At 55.0% G+C, this 26,072-nt stretch carries 25 protein-coding genes; 11 read left to right on the top strand and 14 right to left on the bottom strand.

The genetic code is table 11. The features are described from left to right. Nucleotides 1-44: 44 nt before the first annotated feature. The 5 genes from EYY67_RS08860 to EYY67_RS08840 form a co-directional block, all read right to left on the bottom strand. Nucleotides 45-1,016 carry a chemotaxis protein gene (locus EYY67_RS08860; RefSeq protein WP_095921697.1) on the bottom strand — a complete coding sequence of 324 codons (972 nt, stop codon included), beginning with the start codon at nucleotides 1,014-1,016 and terminating at the stop codon, nucleotides 45-47. A gap of 195 nt (nucleotides 1,017-1,211) precedes the next feature. Further along, nucleotides 1,212-2,189, bottom strand: a complete 978-nt coding sequence (acuI, locus tag EYY67_RS08855; protein WP_131693333.1) for an acrylyl-CoA reductase (NADPH) — start codon at nucleotides 2,187-2,189, stop codon at nucleotides 1,212-1,214. A 104-nt stretch (nucleotides 2,190-2,293) separates the two neighbouring features. Then, nucleotides 2,294-2,932, bottom strand: a complete 639-nt coding sequence (gene acuR, locus EYY67_RS08850; RefSeq protein ID WP_229920955.1) for an acrylate utilization transcriptional regulator AcuR — start codon at nucleotides 2,930-2,932, stop codon at nucleotides 2,294-2,296. A 155-nt stretch (nucleotides 2,933-3,087) separates the two neighbouring features. Next, a complete protein-coding gene (locus EYY67_RS08845; RefSeq protein ID WP_119827318.1) occupies nucleotides 3,088-4,425 on the bottom strand; it encodes an LLM class flavin-dependent oxidoreductase in 1,338 nt (445 codons plus the stop codon). A 9-nt stretch (nucleotides 4,426-4,434) separates the two neighbouring features. Then, a complete protein-coding gene (locus EYY67_RS08840; protein WP_131693332.1) occupies nucleotides 4,435-5,421 on the bottom strand; it encodes an MsnO8 family LLM class oxidoreductase in 987 nt (328 codons plus the stop codon). 230 nt (nucleotides 5,422-5,651) lie between these two features. Between EYY67_RS08840 and EYY67_RS08835 the strand changes: the two genes are divergently transcribed. The 5 genes from EYY67_RS08835 (at nucleotide 5,652) to EYY67_RS24590 (ending at nucleotide 10,292) form a co-directional block, all read left to right on the top strand. After that, nucleotides 5,652-6,836, top strand: coding sequence for a M20 peptidase aminoacylase family protein (locus tag EYY67_RS08835; protein ID WP_095921692.1), 1,185 nt, complete (start codon nucleotides 5,652-5,654; stop codon nucleotides 6,834-6,836). 204 nt (nucleotides 6,837-7,040) lie between these two features. Continuing rightward, nucleotides 7,041-7,970, top strand: a complete 930-nt coding sequence (locus tag EYY67_RS08830) for an ABC transporter substrate-binding protein (protein WP_195817031.1) — start codon at nucleotides 7,041-7,043, stop codon at nucleotides 7,968-7,970. A gap of 15 nt (nucleotides 7,971-7,985) precedes the next feature. Then, entirely contained in the window at nucleotides 7,986-8,489 is a 504-nt protein-coding gene (locus EYY67_RS08825) for a GNAT family N-acetyltransferase (RefSeq protein WP_095921690.1), read from the top strand. Nucleotides 8,490-8,516: 27 nt separating this feature from the next. Next, nucleotides 8,517-9,431, top strand: coding sequence for an amino acid ABC transporter permease (locus tag EYY67_RS24595; RefSeq protein WP_095921689.1), 915 nt, complete (start codon nucleotides 8,517-8,519; stop codon nucleotides 9,429-9,431). Nucleotides 9,432-9,446: 15 nt separating this feature from the next. After that, entirely contained in the window at nucleotides 9,447-10,292 is an 846-nt protein-coding gene (locus EYY67_RS24590; protein WP_229920953.1) for an amino acid ABC transporter ATP-binding protein, read from the top strand. Nucleotides 10,293-10,496: 204 nt separating this feature from the next. Here EYY67_RS24590 and kdgT read toward each other — a convergent pair whose 3' ends face one another. Next, entirely contained in the window at nucleotides 10,497-11,495 is a 999-nt protein-coding gene (gene kdgT, locus EYY67_RS08810; RefSeq protein ID WP_095921688.1) for a 2-keto-3-deoxygluconate transporter, read from the bottom strand. A 259-nt stretch (nucleotides 11,496-11,754) separates the two neighbouring features. Next, the gene (fsa, locus tag EYY67_RS08805) at nucleotides 11,755-12,420 is read right to left on the bottom strand and encodes a fructose-6-phosphate aldolase (protein ID WP_095921687.1); all 666 of its coding nucleotides are present in this window, start codon (nucleotides 12,418-12,420) and stop codon (nucleotides 11,755-11,757) included. A gap of 147 nt (nucleotides 12,421-12,567) precedes the next feature. On the opposite strand from fsa, the gene EYY67_RS08800 reads away from it, so the two are divergent. The 3 genes from EYY67_RS08800 to EYY67_RS08790 are packed head-to-tail and all read left to right on the top strand — an operon-like array spanning nucleotide 12,568 to nucleotide 16,709. Further along, on the top strand, nucleotides 12,568-13,467 hold the full coding sequence (locus EYY67_RS08800; RefSeq protein ID WP_095921686.1) for a glycyl-radical enzyme activating protein: 900 nt from the start codon (nucleotides 12,568-12,570) through the stop codon (nucleotides 13,465-13,467). Nucleotides 13,468-13,472: 5 nt separating this feature from the next. Continuing rightward, on the top strand, nucleotides 13,473-15,905 hold the full coding sequence (locus tag EYY67_RS08795) for a formate C-acetyltransferase/glycerol dehydratase family glycyl radical enzyme (RefSeq protein ID WP_131693331.1): 2,433 nt from the start codon (nucleotides 13,473-13,475) through the stop codon (nucleotides 15,903-15,905). Nucleotides 15,906-15,965: 60 nt separating this feature from the next. Beyond that, nucleotides 15,966-16,709 (top strand): DeoR/GlpR family DNA-binding transcription regulator, encoded by a 744-nt coding sequence (locus EYY67_RS08790; RefSeq protein ID WP_131693330.1) that lies wholly within the window; start codon nucleotides 15,966-15,968, stop codon nucleotides 16,707-16,709. Nucleotides 16,710-16,847: 138 nt separating this feature from the next. Here the strand turns inward: EYY67_RS08790 and araD are convergent, their stop codons facing one another. Further along, on the bottom strand, nucleotides 16,848-17,543 hold the full coding sequence (araD, locus tag EYY67_RS08785) for an L-ribulose-5-phosphate 4-epimerase (protein WP_095921683.1): 696 nt from the start codon (nucleotides 17,541-17,543) through the stop codon (nucleotides 16,848-16,850). Between the two features lie 401 nt (nucleotides 17,544-17,944). Here araD and osmB point away from each other — a divergent pair, with 401 nt between their 5' ends. Further along, nucleotides 17,945-18,163, top strand: a complete 219-nt coding sequence (gene osmB / locus EYY67_RS08780) for an osmotically-inducible lipoprotein OsmB (protein WP_095921682.1) — start codon at nucleotides 17,945-17,947, stop codon at nucleotides 18,161-18,163. A gap of 60 nt (nucleotides 18,164-18,223) precedes the next feature. On the opposite strand, the gene yciH is transcribed toward osmB, so the two are convergent. Together yciH and pyrF are read right to left on the bottom strand one after the other, a co-directional pair. Continuing rightward, nucleotides 18,224-18,553, bottom strand: a complete 330-nt coding sequence (gene yciH, locus EYY67_RS08775) for a stress response translation initiation inhibitor YciH (RefSeq protein WP_095921681.1) — start codon at nucleotides 18,551-18,553, stop codon at nucleotides 18,224-18,226. A 12-nt stretch (nucleotides 18,554-18,565) separates the two neighbouring features. Continuing rightward, a complete protein-coding gene (gene pyrF, locus EYY67_RS08770) occupies nucleotides 18,566-19,294 on the bottom strand; it encodes an orotidine-5'-phosphate decarboxylase (RefSeq protein ID WP_119827330.1) in 729 nt (242 codons plus the stop codon). A 191-nt stretch (nucleotides 19,295-19,485) separates the two neighbouring features. On the opposite strand from pyrF, the gene EYY67_RS08765 reads away from it, so the two are divergent. Beyond that, on the top strand, nucleotides 19,486-19,773 hold the full coding sequence (locus EYY67_RS08765; RefSeq protein ID WP_095921679.1) for an Arc family DNA-binding protein: 288 nt from the start codon (nucleotides 19,486-19,488) through the stop codon (nucleotides 19,771-19,773). Nucleotides 19,774-19,820: 47 nt separating this feature from the next. Here the strand turns inward: EYY67_RS08765 and lapB are convergent, their stop codons facing one another. The 3 genes from lapB to pgpB all read right to left on the bottom strand — a co-directional run bounded on the left by lapB (nucleotide 19,821) and on the right by pgpB (nucleotide 22,320). Next, nucleotides 19,821-20,990, bottom strand: coding sequence for a lipopolysaccharide assembly protein LapB (lapB, locus tag EYY67_RS08760; RefSeq protein WP_095921678.1), 1,170 nt, complete (start codon nucleotides 20,988-20,990; stop codon nucleotides 19,821-19,823). A gap of 6 nt (nucleotides 20,991-20,996) precedes the next feature. Then, nucleotides 20,997-21,308, bottom strand: coding sequence for a LapA family protein (locus EYY67_RS08755; protein ID WP_095925116.1), 312 nt, complete (start codon nucleotides 21,306-21,308; stop codon nucleotides 20,997-20,999). Nucleotides 21,309-21,558: 250 nt separating this feature from the next. Continuing rightward, on the bottom strand, nucleotides 21,559-22,320 hold the full coding sequence (gene pgpB, locus EYY67_RS08750; RefSeq protein ID WP_131693329.1) for a phosphatidylglycerophosphatase B: 762 nt from the start codon (nucleotides 22,318-22,320) through the stop codon (nucleotides 21,559-21,561). Nucleotides 22,321-22,610: 290 nt separating this feature from the next. Between pgpB and ribA the strand changes: the two genes are divergently transcribed. Then, nucleotides 22,611-23,201, top strand: coding sequence for a GTP cyclohydrolase II (ribA, locus tag EYY67_RS08745; RefSeq protein WP_095921676.1), 591 nt, complete (start codon nucleotides 22,611-22,613; stop codon nucleotides 23,199-23,201). A gap of 72 nt (nucleotides 23,202-23,273) precedes the next feature. On the opposite strand, the gene acnA is transcribed toward ribA, so the two are convergent. Then, nucleotides 23,274-25,946 carry an aconitate hydratase AcnA gene (gene acnA / locus EYY67_RS08740; protein ID WP_131693328.1) on the bottom strand — a complete coding sequence of 891 codons (2,673 nt, stop codon included), beginning with the start codon at nucleotides 25,944-25,946 and terminating at the stop codon, nucleotides 23,274-23,276. Between the last annotated feature and the right edge of the window lie 126 nt (nucleotides 25,947-26,072).

The following is a 26,072-nucleotide window of genomic DNA, read 5'->3' as shown; positions in this document are numbered from 1 at the left end:
CCGCACACTGGCGGGCTATATTATTTTTATCACCTCATCACCTGTCAGGCATGGGCGATTTTTTTCGCATCCAGCGCTTTATGGATGGCGGCTTCCAGTTCGTTGATTTCAAACTTCGCCACGTAACCGTCGGCACCGACTTTGCGTACGTGATCTTCGTTGGCGCTGCCGGATAATGAGGAGTGAATAATCACCGGAATATTTTTCAGGAATTCATCGCGCTTGATATTCAGCGTCAGGGTGAAGCCGTCCATTTCCGGCATTTCCAGATCGGTTAATACGAAGGAGATTTTATCGGCAATCGGTACCCCTTCGGCTTTGCATTCTTCGGCCAGTTTGCGGATTTTATTCCAGGCTTCCAGACCCGTCACATGCATCTGCGCCGGGATCTCCATCATGTTCAGACCTTTTTCCAGCATCTGACGGGCAACTTTCGAATCCTCGGCGACAATCGCCACCGTGCCCGGTTTCAGTTTAAATGCGCTGGTCCGCTTTTTATCCATGTCGATATTGCTGTTCGGAATAATGTCATGGAGGATTTGTTCCACGTCCAGCACCAGCGCCAGACGGGTGCTGGATTTATCGGTATCCAGACGCGCAATACTGGTGATGTTACGGCTTTTCACCCCGGCTTCGGCGGCCAGAACCTGGCTCCATTCCAGACGCACGATGTCGTCAACGGATTCCACAGCAAACGCCTGAGTGCTACGCGCGTACTCCGTCACCAGCAGGATATTCAGACCGGTTTTCGGCACACAGCCGACGACGGCAGGCAGGTCGATGACCGGAATAATTTCGCCACGAATGTTCGCCATGCCCATCATCGGCGAGGCCATTCCGGCAGCCTTGGTCAGGGTTGGCATCGGCACGATTTCGCGCAATTTAAAGACGTTGATACCAAAAAGTTCAGACTGCTCGTCGTCAGGCGATGTCCCCAGACGGAACAGCAAAAGTTCAAACCGGTTTGATGAAGTGAGATTAGTTCTCTCATCAATTTCTTTCTGAAAATTATCCATACTTTCCCCATGGCTTTTGTTATTTGTTTTTGACTGTGTTTGCGCTGTACGTCATTCGGAAAATAAGGAATTCCATTCTCTTTTTTCTCAGAGGGACTGTTTATTTATCGGCTGGTCAGGGGAAATTCTTTATAGCGGGGGAAAAATTGAACGGGAAAAGATCCCGGTATCGCCAGGGATACCGGGTGAAACAGGTCAGCCGCCGATTTTCACCAGCGTGCGCCCCTGAATTTTGTTACTGAGGAAATCCGCCGCAACGGCCGGAGCCTGTTCCAGCGTAATTTCCGTTGCTGCCTGCTGATAGAAACTTTCCGGCAGCGTGTTCTGCAGACGCTCCCAGACCGCCGCACGGCGCTCCGCAGGCACGGAAACGGAATCCACGCCCTGCAGCCGGACATTACGCAGGATAAACGGCATCACGGTGGTCGGCAGGTTGAAGCCCCCCGCCAGACCGCAGGCCGCCACGCAGCCGCCGTAGTTGGTTTGTGCCAGCACTTTCGCCAGCACTTTATCCCCGACGGTATCCACCGCCCCCGCCCAGAGTTGTTTTTCCAGCGGACGGGTTTCGGCAAAATCATCCCGTGAGAGGATCTCGCTGGCACCGAGTTTACGCAGGTAATCATGAGTCGATTCGCGACCCGTCACCGCCGCCACGGTATAGCCGAGCGTATGCAATAACGCGACTGCCGTGCTGCCGACGCCGCCGCTGGCACCGGTGACCAGCACCGTGCCGCTTTCCGGCGTGACGCCCGCCTCTTCCAGCGCCATCACGCACAGCATGGCGGTGAAACCGGCTGTGCCGATAATCATCGCGTTACGTGCAGCCAGCCCTTCCGGCAATGCCACCAGCCAGTCGCCTTTAACACAGGCCTGCTCAGCCAGACCGCCCCAGTGCGTTTCGCCCACACCCCAGCCGGTCAGAATGACAGATTGCCCGACGGAAAAACGCGGGTCATTGCTGTGGCTCACGTGGCCGGCGAAATCAATGCCCGGCACCATCGGGAACTGGCGGATGATTTTGCCCTGACCGGTGATTGCCAGCGCATCTTTATAATTCAGACCTGACCAGCTGATATCCACCAGCACGTCGCCTTCCGCCATCTGCGGCAGTGCGATGTCTTTCACGGCGGCCAGGGTGGCCTTATCTTGTTGCTCGAGAACCAATGCTTTCATTTTTGTCCCTTTATGATTTCAGGCGTTTGACGTTTTTGTCGTGAGTGATGCGATGACTCACGTCATGATTGCAGGTGCTGTTTTTCGAATTTATGCGTAAGAAATTACTGAATGCTGTGGCGGAAATACGCCCAGAACTGATTAAGCGGGTCGGCAGAACGGAACAGTTTTGCGCGCATCACCGCCCCCTCCCAGCCGGACCAGAATATCTGCGCCAGTTGCGCGGTCTGAGTGGTGCTGGTGATATCTCCCGTCTGCCGGGCTTCCTCCAGGCACGCGGCGATGCGGATTTCCCACTCGCCTAAAATGGCTTTCAGCGTTTGCGGAAAATCGTCCGGCAGCAGCGGGGACTCCTGCAATAAATTGCCGACCAGACAGCCGCGTCTGAATTCAAACTTCGCCATTCCCTGCCCGGCATGCGCCACAAAATCATCGATGCGTTGCAGCGGCGGCAGCTCAGTATTGAGCAGAAATTTATCGAGTTTATGGGCGAAAAACGATCCGTAAGCCATCAGCACGGCCATGCCGAAATCCTGCTTACTTTTGAAATAGTGATAAAACGAGCCTTTCGGCACCGCGATATTTTTGATCACCGTGTCAATGCCCGCCGACAGGTAACCCGTTTCTGTGATGACTTCCAGACCCGAACGGATCAATGCCTCACGGGTATCCGTGAACTCGCGTTCCGTTCTTGGCGGACGCCCGCGACGGGGCCTGATATCAGTTGTAAGGGTCTCACTCATCATTTAGACCGATCGTTTTTTAATTGCGGAAAGCGTACGCCCAATTGTTCAGACAGGCAACCCCGCCGCGGTGTCTGCCGATAAAAACCTGCAAAACAAAAAGCCCGCACCGGGTCACCGGAGCGGGCTGAGACAAAAGCTAAAGTATGTTGTAACTATTTTATGCTCACCGCCTCGCGAACGGATCCCTGCACGCTGTAACGGTTGGTTTTGAACGGAATATCTAAACGCTCGCGTAGCGTCGTGGCTTCCGACGGATGCCAGTAGCCGCGTGCTGCCAGCACCGGTAACACCAGCCGGGTAATGTCGTCCAGCGCCTCGGTCAGCACCGGGCCACTGATGATGAATCCGCTGGCACCGCCCTCTTCCACCCAGCGGATCAGCCGGTCGGCCACCTGCTCCGGCGTGCCGAAGAATTCGCCGCGCGGCAACGTGGCCTGATACGCCACTTCCCGCAGCGTGAGGTGCTCTTCCCGCGCCCGTTTCTTGATGCTGTCGGTGGTGGAGCGGAAGGTGTTCTGCCCCAGATCACCCAGATCCGGGAACGGGCCGTCGGGCGGATACTGGCTGAAATCGTGGTGGTCGAAGAAACGGCCGAGATACGCCAGCGCATCGTCCAGTGACAACAGCGACAGCAGATACTGATATTTCGCCTCGGCTTCTTGTTCGGTTTTGCCAACAATCGGGCTGATACCGGGGAAGATGCCCACCGGATGACGGCCATTTTTGCTGACCTGTGCCTGTAATTTTGCCGCGTATTCCTGCGCTTCTTCCAGGGAACGGGCATTAGTAAACACCGCATCGGCGGATTTACCTGCCAGCGCGATCCCGGCATCTGAAGCGCCTGCCTGGAAAATCACCGGCTGTCCCTGCGGCGAACGCTGGATATTCAGCGGCCCTTCCACCGAGAAAAACTGTCCCTGATGATTGAGTTTATGCAGCTTTGCGGCATCGAAGAACACGCCGCTTTCGCGATCCCGCACAAAGGCGCCGTCTTCCCACGAATCCCACAGCCCCTGCACCACGTTGATGTACTCCTCGGCAATCTGATAGCGCAGTGCGTGTTCAGGGTGATCTTTACCGAAGTTTTTCGCTGAACCGGCCAGCGGCGATGTCACCACATTCCAGCCAGCCCTTCCCTGACTGATGTTGTCGATGGATGCCAGCTGACGCGCCACGGTAAAGGGATCGCTGTAGGAGGTCGAAATGGTGCCCGCCAGCCCGATGCTGTGCGTCGCTGACGCCAGCGCCGACAGCAACGCCACCGGCTCGAAACGGTTGAGAAAATGCGGCAGCGATTTTTCATTGATATGCAGACCGTCGGCCACAAACAGGAAATCAAAACCGGCGGCTTCCGCGCGCAGCGCCAGATCGCGGAAATACGGGAAATTAACACTGGCATCCGCAGGCGCTTTTTCGTGACGCCACGAATTCATGTGGCCGCCGGCACCGTGCAACATCAGACCCAGCTTGATACTTTTTGAATGGCTCATGAAATCTCCTTACAGCTGGCCAGCCAGCAATTCGATGGATTTGAGACGCACATCGGCCTCGGTCAGTGGGGTATGAATGATAAATTCGTTCACGCACAGGCGGCGCTGGATATCGCGCAGTTGCTGATGGATATCGCCCGGCGTGCCGTGCAGCACGCTGATTTGCTGTTGTTCGATATGGTATTGCGTCGCGCCGGACTGCCGCACAAAGGCTTCCGCCTGTTCGCGGGAGCCGACGGTGACATGGCGGTCGCCCACCGTGACGCGGAAATTATGTCGTCCGGCCACCTTTTCAGCGGCCAGCTCGCGGGTTTCAGCCGCCAGCACCGCCAGACTGACCAGCGCCTGCCCTTGTCCGGCGGAATATTCGTGGAAGGCCAGCACCGATTCGGTCATCGCTTCGGCGGAGGCATTGATAAAACCGGCGAACACAAAGTTCCAGCCCAGCGACGCCGCCAGACGGGCGCTTTCTTTGCTGGCACCGAGCAGAAATCGCTGCGGCGCAACCGGCGGACGCGGCAATGCACGGGCTTCGGTGCCCGCCAGATGATCATCAAGATGCGTCAGATAATGCGTCAGTTGCTGTAACTGCGCCGGGAAACCGGGCGCTGATTCGGCCGGTGCATGGGCGCGTAACGCTTTGGTCGACAGCGGTAAACCGCCGGGCGCTTTGCCGATGCCGATATCCACGCGATCCGGAGCCAGTGATGACAGCAGGTGGAAATTTTCCGCCACTTTATACGGGCTGTAATGTTGCAGCATCACCCCGCCGGAACCGATGCGCAGCCGGGAGGTGTGCGCCAGCAGCCAGGCAATCAGCACTTCCGGCGAACTGCCCGCCAGTTTTTCAGCGTCGTGATGTTCCGATACCCATAAACGGTGATAGCCCAGCCGTTCGGCGGCCTGCGCAAAGGTCAGCGTGGCATTCAGTGCCTGCGCCGCCGTCTGCCCTTCATTAATCGGGCTTTGGTCTAATAAACTCAGTCGGTAATTCACCTGGGTATTCCTTTTTATCCGTCGTGATAAAAAGAGTTCCATGAAATAAGGGTAAAGCTAAATAATAAAAACACGTTTCTATAGTCAGTATTTTGCTATGCACCGCGCTGTGCAAAATGACTATAAATTATAGCGACTGAGTATTTAGTTATTCTCACCGTGCTGACTAGCATGAAATGACCTGCTACCTCTCCTGAGCACGCATTATCAGACAATAGGGTTATTTCGCTATGAGCATTTCACTTGCAGAAGACACGAAAAATATCACCTCCGGCACCCCGTCAGGATTAGAAGAAACACTTATCGCTTATCGCCGTGAATTACATCAGCACCCTGAATTATCCAATCAGGAATTTGTGACCACGCAAAAAATAACGGAGTGGCTGAATGCCGCCGGGATCCGCATTTTATCACTTGGCCTGAAAACCGGCGTCGTTGCAGAAATCGGCCCGCAGACCGGACCGGTGGTGGCGTTGCGCGGTGACATCGATGCCCTGCCGATTGAAGAAGCCTCCGGCGTGCCGTTCAGTTCGCAACAGCCCGGCGTGATGCACGCCTGCGGCCATGATTTCCACACCTCGGTGATTCTCGGCGCGGCTTATTTACTTAAAGCACGCGAAGACCAGCTCCCCGGCCGCGTGCGGCTGTTTTTCCAGCCTGCCGAGGAACGGTTTGGCGGCGCATCGCAACTGATCAAAGCCGGTGCGCTGGTCAACGTCGATGCGATTTTCGGCCTGCACAATGCGCCGGAACTGCCGGTCGGAACCTTTGAAACCAAAGGCGGCGCATTTTATGCCAACGTTGACCGCTTCCAGATCACCGTCACCGGCAAAGGCGCGCACGCCGCTCATCCCGAAGAAGGCACTGACAGTATTGTCACCGCCAGCCATATCGTGACCGCGCTGCAAACCGTGGTCAGCCGCAACGTCAGTGCGCAGGATGCGGCGGTGGTCAGCGTCACCCGCATCGAAGGCGGCAATACCTGGAATGTGTTGCCGCAAACGGTCGAACTGGAAGGAACGGTGCGCACCTACAGCAGCGTTATCCGCGAACAGATCCCGCAGCGGATCCGCAAGGTGATCACCGGCGTGGCTGAGGCCCTGGGCGCGAAAGCGGAACTGCACTGGTTCGGCGGGCCGCCTGCTGTGGTGAATACGCCACGCTGGGCGGATTTTGCCTTACAGGCGGCCGCTGATTTTGGGTATAACGCGCAAGTGGCGCAGGCGCAGATGGGCGGTGAAGACTTTGCTTTTTATCTGCATCATGTGCCTGGGGCGTTTGTCAGCATCGGCTCGGCCAGCGATTTCGGATTGCATCATCCGCAATTTAATCCGGATGAATCGGCCATTTATCCGGCGGCCAATTATTTTCAGCAGTTAGCGGAAAAAGCACTGCGGGAATTAAGCGAAAAATAACCTTTTCATTCCTGATCTTATTCTCTCATGCCCGGTTATTCCGGGCATTTTTCGTGGTTATTTTATGCCGTCATGTATTTCTACTTTATCTCTTTGATTATTTAATTTTGTTGTTTTACATCCCTGTAACACTCGGGAATAGTGAAAACGTCACCACACGATAATCACCATAAACAATAAGAATGCAGGGTAAACAGAATAATGATGAAACATAGCGCCACTTTCACCGCGACCACCATCGCCGCATTATTGAGTTTTTCTGCGGTGGCACAGGCCGCGCCGGGAATAGATCTGATTGCCAATGAAACGCCAATTCATACGCCGAAAAGCGCTGAAGCCGCAGCCAAAATTCCGGCCAATTTTAAGTTTGTTGAACCGGGCACGCTGACTGTGGCGCTGGCGGTTCTCGGCAGCGCACCGCCGTTCGGCCTGTATGCCCGCGACAATAAAACCGTGATCGGCAGCGAAGCGGATATCGCCCGTCTGGTCGCCGACGGTTTGGGCCTGAAACTCAAAGTGGTGCCCGCCTCGTGGGAAGACTGGCCGCTCGGCGTCACCTCCGGAAAATACGATGCGGCGATCTATAACATCACCGTCACCAAAGACCGCAAAACTAAGTTTGATTTCGCGACCTATCGTCAGGACACGCTGGGCTTTTACGTGAAAAGTGACAGCAAAATCACGTCCATTACTTCTGCGCCGGACATCGCCGGTAAACGCATTATCGTCGGCTCCGGCACCAATCAGGAAGCGGTGTTGCTGGCCTGGGACAAAGAGAATCAGGCCAAAGGATTACCGGCGCTCAAGCCGCAATATGTCACCGATGACGCCGCTGCGACGCTGGCGATCCAGTCCGGTCGTGCCGATGCCACCTTCGGCCCTAACGTCACCGGTGCGTATAAAGCACTGCTGACCGGCAAAACCAAACTGGTCGGCACCGTACCCGGCGGCTGGCCGAAAACGGCCAATATCGCTGTCACCCTGAAAAAAGGTAACGGACTGGTGGATGCCGTACAGGCATCGCTGAACAGTGCCATCGCCAGCGGCGCTTATATCAAAGTGCTGGATCGCTGGGGTGAAAGTGTCGAGAAAATTGACCATTCAGAAATTAACCCGCCGGGACTGGGCGACTGATCAGGAGCACGAACAATGAGCGAAGACGTTTTTATTCAGATTGCGCCGGAAGACCCGCTGATTGCGCCGGTGATCGAAGGATTATTCGGTGAATATCGCGACCGCTACGGCGATTTTTTCTCAAGCCAGCCACCGGAAGATAACAGTGTGTTCTCTGCGCCCGATGGCACGTTCATTGTTCTGCTGAGAAACGGCGCGCCCATTGCGATGGGCGCATACAAACGCTACGACGAGCAGACCGCCGAGCTGAAGCGTATCTGGACTCACCGGTCGCTGCGCCGTCAGGGACTGGCGCAAAAAATCCTGCATGAACTGGAACGCCGTGCCGCTGCGTACGGTTACCGGCAGGTGTTTCTGACCACCGGTTTCCGTCAGCCGGAAGCCGTCGGACTGTATTTATCCCACGGCTATCAGCCACAGTTTGATACCCGTCTGGATCCGGAAGTGTTTTCCCGTCCGCCGTATGACGGACGCCTGCCGTTTACCAAGGCGCTGACAGCTGACGTTCCCGTCACCTGAACTGCAACCTGACAGAAAGAGAACGTTATGAGCGAAAATGCCCCTTCATCTGTACGTCATCCCCCGCTGAAAGTGGTGCCCGCGCGTTATCCGTGGCGGCTGGCCGGTGCGGTGTTTTCCGTGTTCATTCTGCTGGGGATTATCCAGTCGATTGCGACGAATTCCCGCTGGGAATGGGGCGTGTTTCGTCAGTGGTTTTTTGATCCGGTGATTTTATCAGGGCTGGGTAAAACGCTGTTGCTGACGCTGCTCGGCACGGTGTTTGGCGTGATTTTTGGCACCGTGCTGGCCCTCGCCCGCCTGTCGAAATCGTACCTGCTCAACGCCCTGGCCTGGGGGTATATCTGGCTGTTCCGTTCTCTGCCTCTGCTGCTGGTGCTGATCATCCTCTATAACTTTTCCTATCTGTACGACAACCTTTCCCTCGGCATTCCGTTCACCACGATTTCCTTTTTCAGCACGCCGACCGTCAATTTGCTGGATCAGTTTTCTGTCGCGGTACTCGGCTTGTCGCTGGTGCAGTCGGCCTATACCGCAGAAATCATTCGCGGCGGCATTTTGGGCGTAGAACACGGTCAGCATGAAGCGGCGGCGGCTTTAGGGTTACCGGCTTACCGCCGCACCTTCCGCATTATTTTGCCGCAGGCGCTGCGCTCCATTCTGCCGACCGGCTTTAACGAGGTGATCAGTCTGGCGAAAGGCACGTCGATCGTTTACGTGCTGTCGATGCCGGAGCTGTTTTACACCGTGCAGGTAATTTACAACCGCACGCAACAGGTCATTCCGTTGCTGATGGTCGCCACCATCTGGTATCTGCTGATCACCACCGTGCTATCGGTATTGCAGTACTACGTCGAACGCTATTTCGCGCGTGGCACGGTGCGGCAGGTCGCGCCAACGCCTTTGCAACGCCTGCGTCTGTGGCGTACCGCCCGTTCTTAATAAAGGGAAAACCGTATGTCTGAAGCCTTTGATTTATTCGTTAACCGCCCGGCAGACGCCCCCGCAGAACGCCTGTTTTTGCATAAGCCGCAGGCCGCCACCGTCGGGCGTATCGATATCCATAATCTGAGCAAATACTACGGCGCACACAAAGCGCTGGATAATGTCAGCCTGAGCATTGAGCCCGGCACCGTGACCGTGATCCTCGGCCCTTCCGGCTCGGGGAAATCCACGCTGCTGCGCACTATTAACCATCTGGAGCGGGTTGATGAAGGCTTTATCCAGATTGACGGCGATTACATTGGCTACCGCCGCAAAGGCGATACGCTGTATGAACTCAAGGAACGCGCCATTCTGAAACAGCGTACGCACGTCGGTTACGTGTTCCAGAATTTTAATCTTTTTCCGCACATGACCGTGCTGGATAACATCATTGAAGCGCCGGTGGTTCACGGTTTATTCCCGCGCAAACAGGCCATCGCCCGCGCCTATGAACTGCTCGATACCGTCGGATTGCGCGAAAAAGCCCATGCCTGGCCGCGCCACCTTTCCGGCGGCCAGCAGCAGCGAATCGCCATCGCCCGCGCACTGGCGCTCAACCCGAAAGTGATGTTGTTCGATGAACCCACTTCCGCGCTGGATCCGGAACTGGTGGGCGAGGTGCTGGATGTGATTAAAAAGCTGGCGCAGTCCGGCGTGACGCTGGTGGTGGTCACGCACGAAATCGGCTTCGCGCGGCAGGTAGCAGATCAGGTGGTGTTTATGGTCGATGGCGCCATCGTCGAAAGCGGAAGTGCTGAACAGGTGCTGGACCGGCCGCGCCATGAACGCACGCGGCGGTTTCTGGAGAAAGTGCTTTGACAGCACTCTTAAGGTGAATACGGTTTTGCTCCTCCCCCTGCGAAGGGGGAGGCGGGAGGGGGTTTTAAAGACAACACAAAAGCCAAAGCACACTTTAACTCATTGAATTGTCATTAATACCCCACCCCAACCCTCCCCTTCGCAGGGGAGGGAGTTGTCCTGCATATACCTTCCGGGTTAATGCCTCTTGCCCAACTAAAACCGTTATTTCACACTTGCCATCGGCGGATCCATCGCCACTTTGCCTTTCACCGCTTTGCTCTTCACTCTTCTTGACCACATGGCTGTCAGGATCGGCACCAGGATGGATGTCACAATCACCGAGGTGGCGACCAGCGCCGTGGCGGCCGGAGCAATCGGTTTGAACTGCGGCACCATTTCTGCAATCAGTACCGGCGTGGCGACCGCCGCACCGGCGGAACTGGAGGCGGCAATGCCTGCCGTACCGTCGCCGCCACCGATGAATTTATCGGCAAGGATCAGCGGGATACCGGTGATGACGATCACCGCCACACCCAGCATGACACCTAACAGACCCGTTTGTGCGATCACGCTCAGGTTGATGGTGTTACCCAGCGCGAAGGCGAAGAACGGGATCAGCGTTTGTACCGCTTTGCTGAAGAACTCGCGCAGTTCCGGATCAAGATTACCTAAGCCAAAACCGACCAGGAACGGCAACACCGCACCGACAAAAACGTGTGGCTCGAATGACGCGATACCTGCCGTGCCGAGGATCACCATGGTCATCAGCGGGCCGGATTCCAGCGACATCAGCACAAATGCACCGGCTTCTTCTTTGGTGCCGTATTGCTGCATCACAGAGGCGTACAGACCGCCGTTGGTCATGTCCATTGAGGCGACCAGCGCCAGCACGGAAAGCCCGGCAAAGAATCCGAACTCCACGCCATTCTCCGGCATAAACCGGGATGCTACCGCCGCCACAATCCACGCGACCGCAATTTTGGTGACCACTAAGGTGCCGGATTTACGCAACACCGTACCGGTCGCGCTGAGTTTGATGGAAGCGCCCATGCAGAAAAACCACACCGCCAGAATCGGTACGGTGCCGGTCATCAGTCCGTTGGTAAAGGAGCCAAAATATTTGCCCGAATCAGGCGCGAAGGTATGGCACAGCGCACCTAGGAAGAGAGGCACTAACATCATCCCACCAGGGATTTTTTCTATCGCTCGTTTAATGTGCATATTTTTTCACCTGATTTAAAAGTAACGGACTACCGAATGCCGCTACGTTATCCATTTATCAGAGTGATAAAAGTGATTCACTTCATAAATTGAAACGATGTTTCTATTTTTTAGATCGCTAGTTTTATAAATTTAATTCGTCAATATTTGATTGCGGAGGGAAATCACATTTTCGACTATTAATACGAAAATTCTTAACCCGCAGACGTAAAAAAACCCGCAACAGAGGTCTGTGCGGGTAGGTTCATGCGCCGGACAATTAACTCAGCGTGGTGGTGCCAAACGCCTGCTGCCAGTCGGCTTCAAATTTTTCCACCGCTGCCTGTACCGCAGGCGCGTTGAGCAGTTGTTCGGCCACATCCACCGGCAAGGTGATGGACTGACATCCCGCCAGCAGACAATCCATTGCCTGGCGCGGCGTTCTGAAGCTGGCAGCCAGCACTTTTGACTGCGGCGCGTGCAGACTGAGCAATGTCTGCAATTCTTTCACCATCGCGATGCCGTCACCGCCCTGCGCATCCAGACGGTTCACATACGGCGCGACATATTCCGCCCCGGCCAGCGCCGAGAGCAACCCCTGACCGGCGCCGTACACCGCCGTGCCGAGCGTCGGGATGTTCATGCTTTTCAGTTTCTTAATGGCCGCCAGACCTTCACGGGTAACCGGCACTTTCACCACCAAACCGGAGACACGTTGCGACAATAACAGCGCTTCGGCAACCATCTGTTCGGCGTCGGATGCCATGACCTGCGCGAACAATTTGCCGTTACCGCCCAGAGCATCACGCAACGCGGGCAACACTTCCCACAGCGATTTTCCTTCTTTCGCCACGATGCTCGGATTGGTGGTAACCCCCTGCAACGGCAGGATGCGCGACAAACGTTTTACCGCAGTGACATCGGCAGTATCGAGATACAGCTCCATAACTTTCTCCCTGAAACTTGTGAGTGAATGCAAAGTTCAGAGAGTGTACGCCTGCAAGCAGAAGGTTTGTTGATCGTCATCAAAATCACTTTCGAATGAAAGCCTGTAAATTACGAAAGAAGAAAACAGAACTCAGAGAGCGTCGAGATGATTTTCAATGTACAGCGTTATTCCACACACGATGGTCCGGGGATCCGCACGGTCATTTTTCTGAAAGGCTGTTCACTGAGCTGCACCTGGTGCCAAAACCCGGAAAGCCGTTCCGCCGTACCGGATGTGCTGTTCGATTCACGTCTGTGCAGCGCAGGTTGCCAGCACTGTGCGACGGTCTTTCCTCATGCCATCCGCGTGGAAAAAGGTGACATTGCCGTACGGCGTGAACAGTTTCAGGCTGACGATTTGAGCCAGATCGCTGACGTCTGCCCTTCCGGCGCGTTGAGCGTCTGCGGGGAAGAGGCGGCTATTGATGCCCTGATGCAGCAGATCCTGCGCGATAAACCTTTTTATACCCGCACCGGTGGCGGCGTCACGCTTTCCGGCGGTGAGCCTTTTATGCAGCCACAGACTGCGCTGACACTGCTGCAACGCTGCCGCCATGAAGGGCTGCACACCGCCGTGGAAAGCTGCCTGCATGTGCCGTGGAAATATATCGAGCCTTCACTGGGCGCGCTGGATCTGCTGCTGGCCGATCTCAAACATGTCGCCGACGAGCCTTTCCGGCGTCTGACCGGCGGGTCTGCCCGACGGGTGAAAGATAATTTCCGTCGGCTGGCGGCGGCCGGACAAAAACTGATCGTCCGGGTGCCGTTAATTCCTGATTTTAATGCTGACCGGGCATCCGTTCGCCAGATCGTTGATTTTGCTGCGGAAGAAACCGGCTGCGACGCCATCCACTTTTTGCCCTACCACACCCTCGGCATCAACAAATATGCCCTGCTGGGACAACCCTATCTGGCGCCACGCCAGCCGTTAAATGACCCTGACCTGCTGACGTTCGCTGAGCAATACGCCGCAGAAAAAGGGCTTTGTGCACAGTTAAGAGGATAAGAAAAATGACCCAACTGAATCTGAACACCCTTTCCGGCCGTATCCGCGCGCATAAAGACGCCCTGATCCACATCGTGAAGCCGCCGGTGTGTACCGAGCGCGCGCAACATTACACGCAGGTTTATCAGCAACATGCCGACAAACCGCTGGCGGTCCGTCGCGCACTGGCGCTGGCGGAACATCTGCGCCAGCGCACTATCTGGATCAAACACGACGAGCTGATCGTGGGGAATCAGGCCAGCGAAGTGCGCGCCGCACCGATTTTCCCGGAATACACCGTAGGCTGGATCGAAAGCGAAATTGACGCGCTGGCAGAACGCCCCGGCGCGGGTTTTGCGGTCAGTGAAGCCAACAAAAAAATTCTGCATGATATCTGCCCGTGGTGGCGCGGTCAGACCGTGCAGGACCGTTGCTATGGCATGTTTACTGATGAACAGAAAGCCCTGCTTGACAGCGGCATCGTGAAAGCCGAGGGCAATATGACTTCCGGCGATGCCCATCTGGCGGTGAATTTCCCGCTGCTGCTGGAACGGGGTCTGGACGGGTTGCGCAGTAAAGTGGACGAGCGCCGCAGCCGTATTCAGCTGACCGACTGGGAAGACCTGCATAAAGAACAACTGCTGAAAGCCATTGATATCACGCTGGCTGCGGTCAGCGATCACGTCGTGCGTTTCGCGCAACAGGCACGGGACATGGCCGCCACCGAAACCCGCGAGGCGCGCCGCAACGAGTTGCTGACGATCGCCGCTAACTGCGACGTCATCGCTCATCAGCCGCCGCAAAATTTCTGGCAGGCACTGCAACTGTGCTATTTCATTCAGCTGATTTTGCAGATCGAATCCAACGGCCATTCCGTGTCATTCGGTCGTATGGATCAGTATCTTTATCCGTTCTATCGCCGCGATGTTGAGCTGGAACAGACGCTGGCGCGCGATCAGGCCATCGAATTGCTGCAAAGCTGCTGGCTGAAATTGCTGGAGGTGAACAAAATCCGTTCCGGTACGCACTCCAAAGCGTCAGCGGGCAGTCCGCTGTATCAGAATGTCACCATCGGCGGACAGAATCTGCATAACGGCGTGGCCTCTGATGCGGTTAATCCGCTGTCATACGCGGTGCTGGAATCCTGCGGTCAGCTGCGCTCCACCCAGCCGAATCTCAGCGTACGCTATCACGCAGGCATGAGCAGTGATTTCCTCGATGCCTGTGTACAGGTGATCCGCTGCGGATTCGGGATGCCAGCCTTTAATAATGACGAAATTGTCATTCCGGAATTCATTAAGCTGGGCGTCGAAAAACAGGATGCATACGATTATGCCGCCATCGGCTGTATCGAAACGGCCGTCGGCGGCAAATGGGGCTATCGTTGCACCGGCATGAGTTTCATCAACTTTGCCCGCGTGATGCTCGCCGCGATGGAACAGGGTCACGACGCGAAAAGTCATACCTGCTTCCTGCCGCAGGAACGCGGTTTGTCGCAGGGCAATTTTGATAACTTCGAACAGGTGTTTGCGCAGTGGGATCAGCAGATCCGTTATTACACCCGTAAATCCATCGAAATCGAATGTGTGGTCGATACGGTTCTGGAAGAGAACGCACAGGATATTCTGTGTTCGGCGCTGGTGGATGACTGCATCGAACGCGGAAAAACCATCAAGCAAGGCGGCGCAAAATACGACTGGGTGTCCGGTTTGCAGGTCGGGATCGCCAATCTGGGCAACAGCCTGGCCGCCGTGAAAAAACTGGTGTTTGATCAGGGCGTGATCGGCCAGCAGGAGCTGGCACAGGCGCTGGCCTCCGATTATGAAGGGCTGGACGGCGAGCGGCTGCGTCAGCGTCTGATTAACGGCGCAGAGAAATATGGCAACGATCATGACGAGGTGGATCAGCTGCTGGTGCGCGCGTATCAGTGCTATATCGATGAACTGTCGAATTATCACAATACCCGTTTCGGACGCGGCCCGGTCGGCGGCACCTATTACGCGGGTACGTCGTCCATTTCGGCAAACGTGCCCTTTGGTGCGGCAACCACCGCCACACCGGATGGCCGCAAAGCCTTTACCCCGCTGGCAGAAGGCGCCAGCCCGGCCTCCGGCACCGACCATCTCGGGCCGACGGCGGTGTTTAACTCGCTGGGTAAATTGCCGACAGAAGCCATTCTCGGCGGTGTGTTACTCAATCAAAAACTGAATCCGGCATCGCTGGAAAATGAAACTGACCGCCAGACGTTGATGCTGATGCTGCGGACATTCTTTGAGGAACATCGCGGCTGGCATGTGCAGTACAACATCGTGTCTCGCGAGACATTGCTGAAGGCGCGCGAGGAGCCGCAGAATTATCGCGACCTGGTGGTGCGCGTGGCGGGTTACTCCGCGTTCTTCACGGCCTTATCGCCGGAGGCTCAGGATGATATTATCGCCCGCACAGAACATTCACTTTAACGTTCTCCTCTGAATTTTACTTTTTCCGGGCGGCGCAGGTCGCCCGTATTTTGGGCGGCTATGAACGACAGACAGCAAGTTATTTTGCAATGGGTAAACGACAAGCAACGCATCAGCGTCGGTGAGTTGTCACAGATTTGTCAGGTGTCGGAAGTCACTATCCGCCATGACCTCACCTTGCTGGAACAGCGTCATTATCTGCGCCGCGCACACGGTTATGCGGTGGCGATCCAGACCGATGACGTTGATACCCGCATGATGTCGAATTTTGCCCAGAAGCAGAAGCTGGCGAAGTTCGCGGCGTCGCTTATTCAGGACGGTGAAACGGTCTTTTTCGAAAGTGGCAGCAGCATTGCCCTGTTGGCGCAATATCTGGCCGATAAGAAGAACCTGACGGTGATCACCGTCAGCAGTTATGTGGCCTCGTTACTGAAAAGCATGCCGTGTGAAGTGGTGTTGCTCGGCGGAATGTATCAGAAAACCAGTCAGACCGTGGTCGGCCCGCTGACCCGGCTCTGTCTGCAACAAATGAATTTCAGCAAAGCGTTTATGGGCATCGACGGCTTTACCGATACCACCGGTTTTACCGGCCGCGACATGCTGCGTGCTGACGTGGTGAATGCCGTGGTGGCGAAAGGCGCGGAAAATATCGTGCTGACCGATTCCTCGAAATTCGGCCAAATCAATCTCAACCCGCTGGGGCCGGTCAGCGCCTTCAGCCGGGTGATCACCGACGATAAACTGTCCGCTGAATATCAACAGCAGCTTTCTGCCGCAGGGATTAAGGTCAGCCTTGTCAGCTGACCCATCATTACTTATCCCCAAAATAAATTCGAGTTGCAGCAAGGCGGCAGGTGAAGGAATCCCGATGAGCTTACACAAGTAAGTGATTCGGGTGACGATGCGCAGCCCACGCATCTGCAATTCGACGTATGACGGGGATTACTGACCGTAGTAGGCGTTTTTACCGTGCTTACGCAGGTAATGCTTATCCAGCAACTGCGGCTGCATATCTGGCAATTGCGGGGTGAGCTGGCGGGAGAAAATGCCCATATAGGCCACCTCTTCCAGCACTACCGCATTGTGCACGGCATTATCCGCATCTTTCCCCCAGGTAAACGGCCCGTGGGAATGAACCAGCACCGCAGGAATATCTGCCGGTGAAAGATTTCTTTCCGCGAAGGTTTTGACTATCACTTCACCGGTTTCCCATTCATAACGCCCGGCGATTTCTTCTTCCGTCATCAGACGGGTGCAGGGAATGTTGCCGTAGAAATAATCCGCGTGCGTGGTGCCCCAGGCTGGAATGTCTAAACCGGCCTGCGCCCAGATGGTGGCGTGACGTGAATGGGTATGCACAATGCCGCCCGCTTCCGGGAAATTCAGGTACAGCACGCGGTGCGTGTCGGTGTCCGACGACGGTTTTTTGCTGCCTTCGACGATTTTACCGGTCTCGAGTTCCACCACCACCATGTCGTCCACACCCATATGATCGTATTCCACACCCGACGGTTTGATCACCACCAGCCCCTGCTGGCGATCCACCGCGCTGACATTTCCCCAGGTAAAGGTCACCAGATGGTGGCGCGGCAGTGCCAGATTGGCTTCCAGTACCTGCTCTTTCAGTTGTTTAAGCATCTTGGTTCCCTCTTATTACGATGCTTTATTGTCTGGTTGACGGCAAAACGCAGGTATGGGGCAAATCGCTAAAGAGTGCGTACAGATCTGCTGCAAACGTAAAAGTGCCTGCCAGGCGGGATTTGGATGAGAAGTGTGCGGGCTTTAGTCTTTTGTGCTCCGGTGAAGCGGTAAGCTGGTGAATTAAGATTATTCACCTAGTGAATGAATGGTAATTTCACTATTTTAATTCAACGGATGCAAAAGTGCGTCCGGATGATACGAATTATAAATAAAGGTTCGGAACAGCCAGAAAATTTGTAAGTACTGTGAAGGAATACAGGGTGAATTTCGGTGAGAACGCTGCCATTTACCTATACTTATAAATGATGCTGAACGTTAATCCTTTGAGGAAGATAACTATGATGCTCTTAAATAAACGCGTTGCCAGTATTGCACTGGTTCTGACTCTTGCGATGTCTGTTACCGCCTGCGGTAACTGGTCTAAACGTGACCGCAACACGGCAATTGGTGCCGGTGCCGGTGCACTGGGTGGTGCGGTTCTGACTGATGGCAGTACCTTAGGCACATTAGGTGGCGCAGCAGTCGGTGGTATTGTGGGGCATCAGGTCAGCAAATAAAGACAGCGCCAAAAAATTGAAAGATGCTGCGCTGTTAACAGGCGCAGCATCTTGTTCACATCAGCCGCCCGCCAGTTTCACTTTCATCCCTTTCGCTTCCAGCAGTTGTTTGAGCAGGTCACGTTTATCGCCCTGGATCTCAATCACGCCCTCTTTCACTGCACCGCCGCAGCCACATTTCTTTTTCAGCTCCGCCGCGAGTTTTTCCAGTGCCGCATCATCAAGATCCACGCCGGTGATCAGGCATACGCCTTTCCCTTTACGGCCACTGGTCTGACGCTGAATGCGCACGATGCCGTCACCTTTCGGACGCTCAGCCACCGCTTTCGGCTCATCGATTCTGCCGCTGTCGGTCGAATAGACTAAACGGCTGTTGCTGTCGTTGTTCATGCTTCTTCCTTCTTAAATCAGTGACGCGCGGATTTCACGTAAGGTGTGGGCCGGATCGGCAGACTGCGTGATCGGACGGCCAATCACCATGTAATCCACCCCTGCCGCCAGCGCTTCCTGCGGAGTCATCACGCGGCGCTGATCGTCGGCTTTGCTGCCTGCCGGGCGGATACCCGGTGTCACCAGTTTAAAGGCCTGCCCTAATGCCGATTTAAAGCGCGTCGCTTCCTGCGCGGAACACACGACGCCATCGAGGCCGCAATCGCGGGTCAGGCGGGCCAGACGCTCGGCGTAATCCGCCGGAGAAAGGTCGATGCCCAGATCCGCCAGATCGCTGCCTTCCATGCTGGTCAGCACCGTCACGGCAATCAGCAGCGGCGCATCTTTACCAAAGGGAGCCAGTGCTTCTTTCGCGGCGGTCATCATGCGCGCCCCGCCACTGGCATGGACATTCACCATCCACACGCCCAGATCCGCTGCAGCAGCCACTGCGCGCGCGGTGGTGTTTGGAATATCGTGGAATTTCAGATCCAGAAATACGTCGAAACCGCGGGTTTGCAAATCTTTGACCATTTGCGGGCCAAAATGGGTAAACATCTCTTTGCCAATTTTCAGACGGCAATCACGGGGATCAATTTTATCGGCAAACGCCAGCGCGGCGGCCTTATCGGCATAGTCAAGTGCGACAACAATAGGTGATGTATTTAAGTCGTTGTTGTTAATGTTATTTTCGGACTTCATATCGTCAGCCTCTTGTTAATGTTCAAATCAGGAAGGGAAACTATTCATTTTGCCGCCAGCATTTTACATGGCAAGTCGCTGAATTCACAGCTACACATAATGTGACAGTTTTATTAAATTTTTGTTAAGCACTAGACGATGCAACAAGGCTGGCATAGCTTGTTATTTTTACTCTAAGGAAAGGCTGAAAAATGAGTGAGATAACGACCCTGACTGTGAAAATTCCGGTCGAATTAAAAGAACTGATTAAAAACGCCGCTGCTCAGGCAGAACATTCATTAAGTGCAGAAGTGGCAGCACGCCTGGAAGAGAGTTTTAGCCCCGCCGCGCCGAAAGGCAAGAAAGCCGCAAAAGCCACCGAACATGACATTGATAACCAGCATCTCGCTGAAGAGACTGAACCCGCGCTGACCGCCAAAGAAATCAAGAAATTACGCACGTTGCTTAACGCACGTAAGACCAGCAGTAAGAAGAAGTAACACTAAGAATCAGCACGCGATAGCCGGAAGGACAGCGAGTCAAACGATCACTGTCCGTCCAGTCCCCGGATCGGTTTTATTGTCGCCCAGCCCCGGCAAGACGGGCAATGCCAGTAGAGTGAATGCGCGGTAAAGCCGCATTTATGGCAACGGTAACGGGGCTTCGTGCGGATCTGCTCACCCACCATATCCCGCAGTAAGACCAGACTTTCCTTCGCACGCCCTTCTTCCGCATCGGCCAGATGGTAATCCATCAGGTGATGGAACACGCGCATGGTCGGATGGCGCTGAAGCTGACGGTTGATATAGTTCTGCGCCGTCTCACGCCCTTCTTCATCATGGATGATTTCTGCCAGCATCAGTTCCGCAGTGGCACCGGTATTTTCATCGACGCAACGTTTGAGGAATTCCGCCCAGGCCAGCGTATCGCCAAGGTTCTGATAGCATTCTTGCAGCATCGGCAGCGCTTCGCTGACCAGCTCTTTGTCTTGCTCCAGCACCCGCTGTAACGCTTCGGTCGCCTTGCGATATTCGCCCTGCGCCAGCAAAATCCGCCCCTGCATGATCGACACGCGGGCGCAGAGTTTATCCGCCGACGCGGCTTTTTTCAGTAAGCCGGTCGCCTTGTCAAAATCATCTGACACCACAGCCTGCAGCGCCAGCTCACACCAGAAATGGGCAATTTCTTTACGGCGGTTTTCTTTGCCGAGTTTGACCAGACGTTCAGCCACATCGATGGCGTTCTGCCAGTCGCTGGTCGCCTGATGAATGATTAACAGTTGCTCAAGGGCAAACAGCTGGAAATCCTGCTCTTTCACCAGCTGATTAAACATGTCTTCCGCACGGTCATAGAAACCGGCCGCCATGTAATCCCGGCCCAGTTGCTGTACGGCAAGCAGGCGCTGTTCGAAGGTCAGCGAGGCGCTTTCCATCAGGGACTGGTGAATGCGGATCGCGCGATCGACTTCACCACGGGAGCGGAAAAGGTTACCCAGAGTCAGGTGCGCTTCGACCGTACTGCTGTCCTCTTTCAACATTTCGAGGAACAGGTCGACCGCTTTGTCCTGCTGATTGGAAAGCAGGAAGTTAACGCCCGCAACGTATTCACGCGACAGGCGGTTAGCATTTTCCTGTTTGTCCTGCTGAGAACTTCTGCGCCCCATGTACCAGCCATAGGCGGCCGCAACGGGCAACAACAGAAACAGCAGTTCTAACATAGAGGGTTATTCCTTGCTGACATCGTAGGATGCTGCGGGCGGCGTAACGACAGCCGCGGGTTCAATTTGTTGTTCAAGACGTTTGATTTTACGCTGTGCGCGGCCCAGTGACAGGCGGACACGGAGGTAGAACAAACCACAGATCACCCAGCCAAGAATAAAACCGGTCGCGAACAGTACGGCAAGCAGTGTGGAAACGCGATAGTCACCCTGCGCCAGCAAATAATTGAAGGTCACAGTCTGATCGTTATGGGCACCCAGGGTGATAGAAATCACCACGATGACCAGTAAAAATAAAAAAATCAGCAGATATTTCACATTCATTCCTGTAATGCCGGATGTACCGGATGAATTATGCCAAAAACTCTCGTCCCGACCTAATAAGTTAGCATTTCCGAACAAAGCAGGGAAACATTGCGCGGGGTTTAAATGCCGTCTGGATAAACTTCATGCGACTTTTGTGGGATGCAGCAAACACCACGGCAATTTGACCTATGGAGAAGATATGGGGATTAAAAGCGTGGAATTAAAGGGGGAATTTGCAAAGCCCCCCTTTCCGTAAACAGAACTACGAGGGATCGCGTTCTTCGATTTCGCGGTTTTCCGCCGGTGGCGGTGTCAGCGGACCGATGTAACGTTGCGTCAGCCAGCAGGCGACCGTGACCAGAAGCCAGCTGATCCCGACCGACGCTACCAGATCACGCGGCCAGTGCATTCCGAGCATCAGACGACTGCCCATCACCACCACGCCCCAGATCATCAGCACCGTCACCGTTTTATAGTGCTTACGCCGCCATAACAGACCAACGCCCAGCAGTGCCCAGGTGGCGGCGAACATAGTGTGCCCGGAAGGGAACGCGTAACCGGTATCCTTCTGCCAGCTTTTGTTCAGCCAGTGCGGGACCTGCACGTTATCGCCGAGAATTTCCTTCACCTGCGCGCTGCGCGCTTTTCGCTTTTGCGCGTAAAATTCATCCACGTTCATCTGGTGATCGGTGCCCAGCCAGGCGACATACGGGCGCGGCTCGCGGACTTCACTCTTGATGTAATCTTTGGCGTACTGGCCGATCAGTAACGCCGCAATGATGATGGCCACCAGCCCGCTCGCGGCTTTAAGGCGAAAACGCAGACACCACAGAAACCAGCCACACAGCACCACGGTTGTGATAATGCCCCACGGCTGGCTCACGGTTTCCGTCACCCAGTAAAGCGGGCGCAACACGGCGGGATTGCCCCCCGGTGTCCATAACCAGCCGCTGATCCAAACCGCTGCGGGCATCACTAATAACATCACAGCCCCGATGGCGGTGCGTTTGGCGATATCATACATAGTCGTTCCTTCTGTCATGCGTAAAAAGAGTGGGAGTGTATCAACCTTGTCAACGCTTCACCTTCCTTTCGCTTCAGTTGTTGAGTAAGCGGTTATAATTCATAAGTTATGAACGAATCGTTCAAATATTCCCGCTAAAATGTGACCCGAAGTGTGGCAAAATAGCGCCCTGTTAGGATGGAAAGGCACCGATTCCCTATCCAGAGGCCGCATCAGAACGTAGGATGCGCATCAACAAGTAAAATACTCACTGTAAATAAAGACTATTTGTGGTTTTTTTGGAGCGTAAAATGCAGCTGAAACGGGTGGCAGAAGCCAATCTGCCAACACCTTGGGGCGATTTCCTGATGGTGGGTTTTGAAGAATTGGCCACCGGGCACGACCACCTGGCGTTAGTTTTTGGCGACATCAGCGGTGAAACGCCTGTCCTTGCGCGTGTTCACTCCGAATGCCTGACCGGTGATGCCTTATTCAGCCTGCGCTGTGACTGCGGATTCCAGCTCGAAGCCGCCCTCAATCATATCGCTGAAGAAGGCCGCGGCATTCTGATGTATCACCGTCAGGAAGGCCGTAACATCGGTTTACTGAATAAGATCCGCGCTTACGCCTTGCAGGATAAAGGCTACGATACCGTCGAAGCCAACCATCAGCTCGGATTCGCCGCCGACGAACGTGACTTCACGCTGTGCGCCGATATGTTCAAATTACTTGGCGTTGATTCCGTCCGCCTGCTGACCAACAATCCGAAGAAAGTCGAAATCCTCACCGAAGCCGGTATCCATATTACCGAGCGCGTTCCGCTGATTGTTGGCCGCAATCCGGAAAACGAACGTTACCTGTCGACCAAAGCCGCCAAAATGGGCCATCTGCTCGATAAGTAAGGGTTTATAGTCCGATGAAAATATTAAGGGCACCTTAAGAAGGTGCCCTTTTTTTATTGGCAGGGATCCGGATTACAGCATTTTGCGGATCACGTAATGCAGAATACCGCCGTGACGGAAGTACGTCAGCTCATTGCCGGTATCAATACGACAGCGCGCATCGATAGTTTCAGTATGGCCGTCCGCGAACGTAATATGCACCGCAACGTCCTGCCCCGGCGTCAGGTTTTGCAGCCCGCTGATGCTCAGTTGTTCGTCACCTGTCAGTTTCAGCGTTTTGCGCGTTACCCCCTGCGGGAATTCGAGCGGTAAAATCCCCATCCCGATCAGATTCGAGCGGTGAATACGTTCGAATGATTCGGCGATAACCACACGCACGCCCAGAAGACGCGGCCCTTTCGCTGCCCAGTCACGACTGGAACCGGAACCGTATTCTTTACCGGCAATGACCGCCGTCGGCACACTCTCATGCTGATAACGCATGGCCGCATCGTAAATCGCCAGCTGATCCTGCGACGGAATATGGCGCGTATAGCCGCCTTCCACGCCCGGCACCATTTCGTTTTTGATGCGGATATTGGCGAACGTCCCGCGCATCATCACTTCGTGGTTACCACGCCGCGAACCGTAGGAGTTAAACGCTTTCGGCTCAACCCCATGATGGGTCAGATAAAGCCCGGCCGGACTGTCAGCCTTGATGTTCCCTGCGGGCGAAATGTGGTCGGTGGTCACCGAGTCGGCCAGGATCGCCAGAATACGCGCGTCTTTGATGTCTTCCAGCGCGTCCGGTTCGACCTTCATATCACTGAAGAACGGCGGATGGCGGATATAGGTGGACTCTTCCTGCCAGGTATAGGTCGGCGTACCTTCCACCTTAATGGACTGCCAGCTGGCATCGCCGTTGAACACTTCGGCGTACTCTTTGTGGAACATGTCCGTCGTCACCTGCCCGACAGCATTGGCAATATCATTGGCCGACGGCCAGATATCTTTCAGGTAAACCGGTTTACCATCACTGCCCTCGCCCAGCGGATCGGTGGTCAGATCGACGTTCATATTTCCGGCCAGCGCATACGCCACAACCAGCGGCGGCGAGGCCAGCCAGTTGGTTTTGATCAGCGGATGGATGCGCCCTTCAAAGTTTCGGTTACCGGAAAGCACCGCACCGACGGTTAAATCACCGGCCTTGATCGCGGATTCAATCGGTTCCGGCAACGGCCCCGAGTTACCGATACAGGTGGTGCAGCCGTAGCCGACCAGATTGAAGCCCAGCTTTTCCAGATGCGGCATCAGTCCGGCGGCGTTCAGATAGTCGGTCACCACCTTGGAACCCGGCGCCAGCGAGGTTTTCACCCAGGGTTTGCTGGTCAGCCCTTTTTCAGCGGCATTCTTCGCCAGCAAACCTGCGGCCATCAGCACGCTCGGGTTTGAGGTGTTGGTACATGACGTGATCGCGGCAATGACCACCGCGCCGGTGGTCAGCGAATAATGCTGGCCTTCCAGCGTGAAACTCTCTTTATCGCTGCGCCCCGGCTTGCTGTTACCCAGCTCCAGCTCGGTCGCGGCCTGAAAGGCTTTCGGCACATTGGGCAGCGCCACGCGGTCCTGAGGGCGTTTCGGCCCTGCCAGACTGGGTTCCACATCGCCCATATCCAGCGACAGCGTACTGGTGAATACCGGCTCATCACCGGCATGACGCCATAACCCCTGCGCCTGCGAATAGGCTTTCACCAGTTCGATTTGATCATCGCTGCGGCCACTGAGTTTCATGTAGCTCAGCGTCACATCATCCACCGGGAAGAAGCCGCAGGTCGCGCCAAATTCCGGCGACATATTGGCGATGGTCGCGCGGTCGGCCAGCGGCAAATCGGCCAGCCCGTCACCGTAGAATTCAACAAATTTGCCCACCACGCCATGTTTGCGCAGCATCTGGGTAACGGTTAATACCAGATCCGTTGCGGTAATGCCTTCGCGCAATTTTCCGGTCAGTTTGAAACCGACAACGTCCGGGATCAGCATGGAAACCGGCTGGCCGAGCATCGCGGCCTCGGCTTCAATACCGCCGCAGCCCCAGCCTAAAATCCCCAGACCGTTGATCATCGTGGTATGTGAATCCGTGCCGACCAGCGTGTCGGGATAGGCCACTGTTTTGCCATCCTGCTCTTCGTACCAGACGGTTTGTCCGAGGTATTCCAGATTGACCTGATGACAAATCCCGGTGCCCGGCGGCACCACGCGGAAGCGGTTAAAGGCTTTTTGCCCCCAGCGCAGGAACTGGTAGCGTTCGTTATTACGCTCCATTTCCAGACGCACGTTTTCATCGAAGGCCTGGTCATCCCCAAATTCATCCACCGTCACCGAATGGTCAATCACCAGATCGACCGGCGACAACGGGTTCACCTGTTCGACATTCCCGCCGAGGCGTTTTACCGCCTGACGCATAGCAGCCAGATCCACGACCGCGGGTACACCCGTGAAATCTTGCATCAGCACGCGCGCCGGACGGTAAGCAATTTCCCGATCGGCATGACCGGTTTTTTGCCAGCTGACCAGCTCTTGCAGGTCGCTTTCCGTGACAGTGTCACCATCTACGTGGCGCAGTAAATTTTCGAGTAAAACTTTGAGGGATTTTGGCAGGCGCTGAAGTTCACCCAGCGTTTTGGCAGCGAGCGGCAGGCTGTAGTAGTAAAATTCCTTCTCCCGGACTGCCAGCTTATCCAGACTGTTCTTGCGAATAGACGACATAGCTTCTCCTTTAGCGCTCAGCGTGGCCTTGAGGAATAACCCGCTGGCTTATAAGTGCATAGTTAAAGATAACACAAAATGCCGTTAACATTTTGATAACAGCTCAAACTGTTCATCAGGCAAAAA

Source organism: Rahnella victoriana, assembly GCF_004330295.1.
Classification (GTDB): Bacteria; Pseudomonadota; Gammaproteobacteria; order Enterobacterales; family Enterobacteriaceae; genus Rahnella; species Rahnella victoriana.
Note: the sequence above shows the minus strand (reverse complement) of the source record. Positions and strands in the feature narration are given on the sequence as shown.

Coding starts and splice junctions, on each gene's coding strand:
- fsa (WP_095921687.1), bottom strand. CDS start 12,420: ATGGAGCTGTATCTCGATACTGCCGATGTCACTGCGGTAAAACGTTTG.
- EYY67_RS08825 (WP_095921690.1), top strand. CDS start 7,986: ATGAGCGAAGACGTTTTTATTCAGATTGCGCCGGAAGACCCGCTGATT.
- ribA (WP_095921676.1), top strand. CDS start 22,611: ATGCAGCTGAAACGGGTGGCAGAAGCCAATCTGCCAACACCTTGGGGC.
- yciH (WP_095921681.1), bottom strand. CDS start 18,553: ATGAACAACGACAGCAACAGCCGTTTAGTCTATTCGACCGACAGCGGC.
- EYY67_RS08830 (WP_195817031.1), top strand. CDS start 7,041: ATGAAACATAGCGCCACTTTCACCGCGACCACCATCGCCGCATTATTG.
- EYY67_RS08790 (WP_131693330.1), top strand. CDS start 15,966: ATGAACGACAGACAGCAAGTTATTTTGCAATGGGTAAACGACAAGCAA.
- EYY67_RS08845 (WP_119827318.1), bottom strand. CDS start 4,425: ATGAGCCATTCAAAAAGTATCAAGCTGGGTCTGATGTTGCACGGTGCC.
- EYY67_RS08800 (WP_095921686.1), top strand. CDS start 12,568: ATGATTTTCAATGTACAGCGTTATTCCACACACGATGGTCCGGGGATC.
- EYY67_RS08795 (WP_131693331.1), top strand. CDS start 13,473: ATGACCCAACTGAATCTGAACACCCTTTCCGGCCGTATCCGCGCGCAT.
- EYY67_RS24590 (WP_229920953.1), top strand. CDS start 9,447: ATGTCTGAAGCCTTTGATTTATTCGTTAACCGCCCGGCAGACGCCCCC.
- araD (WP_095921683.1), bottom strand. CDS start 17,543: ATGCTTAAACAACTGAAAGAGCAGGTACTGGAAGCCAATCTGGCACTG.
- lapB (WP_095921678.1), bottom strand. CDS start 20,990: ATGTTAGAACTGCTGTTTCTGTTGTTGCCCGTTGCGGCCGCCTATGGC.
- EYY67_RS08835 (WP_095921692.1), top strand. CDS start 5,652: ATGAGCATTTCACTTGCAGAAGACACGAAAAATATCACCTCCGGCACC.
- EYY67_RS24595 (WP_095921689.1), top strand. CDS start 8,517: ATGAGCGAAAATGCCCCTTCATCTGTACGTCATCCCCCGCTGAAAGTG.
- acuI (WP_131693333.1), bottom strand. CDS start 2,189: ATGAAAGCATTGGTTCTCGAGCAACAAGATAAGGCCACCCTGGCCGCC.
- pgpB (WP_131693329.1), bottom strand. CDS start 22,320: ATGTATGATATCGCCAAACGCACCGCCATCGGGGCTGTGATGTTATTA.
- acuR (WP_229920955.1), bottom strand. CDS start 2,932: ATGAGTGAGACCCTTACAACTGATATCAGGCCCCGTCGCGGGCGTCCG.
- EYY67_RS08765 (WP_095921679.1), top strand. CDS start 19,486: ATGAGTGAGATAACGACCCTGACTGTGAAAATTCCGGTCGAATTAAAA.
- kdgT (WP_095921688.1), bottom strand. CDS start 11,495: ATGCACATTAAACGAGCGATAGAAAAAATCCCTGGTGGGATGATGTTA.
- acnA (WP_131693328.1), bottom strand. CDS start 25,946: ATGTCGTCTATTCGCAAGAACAGTCTGGATAAGCTGGCAGTCCGGGAG.
- pyrF (WP_119827330.1), bottom strand. CDS start 19,294: ATGAAGTCCGAAAATAACATTAACAACAACGACTTAAATACATCACCT.
- EYY67_RS08860 (WP_095921697.1), bottom strand. CDS start 1,016: ATGGATAATTTTCAGAAAGAAATTGATGAGAGAACTAATCTCACTTCA.
- osmB (WP_095921682.1), top strand. CDS start 17,945: ATGATGCTCTTAAATAAACGCGTTGCCAGTATTGCACTGGTTCTGACT.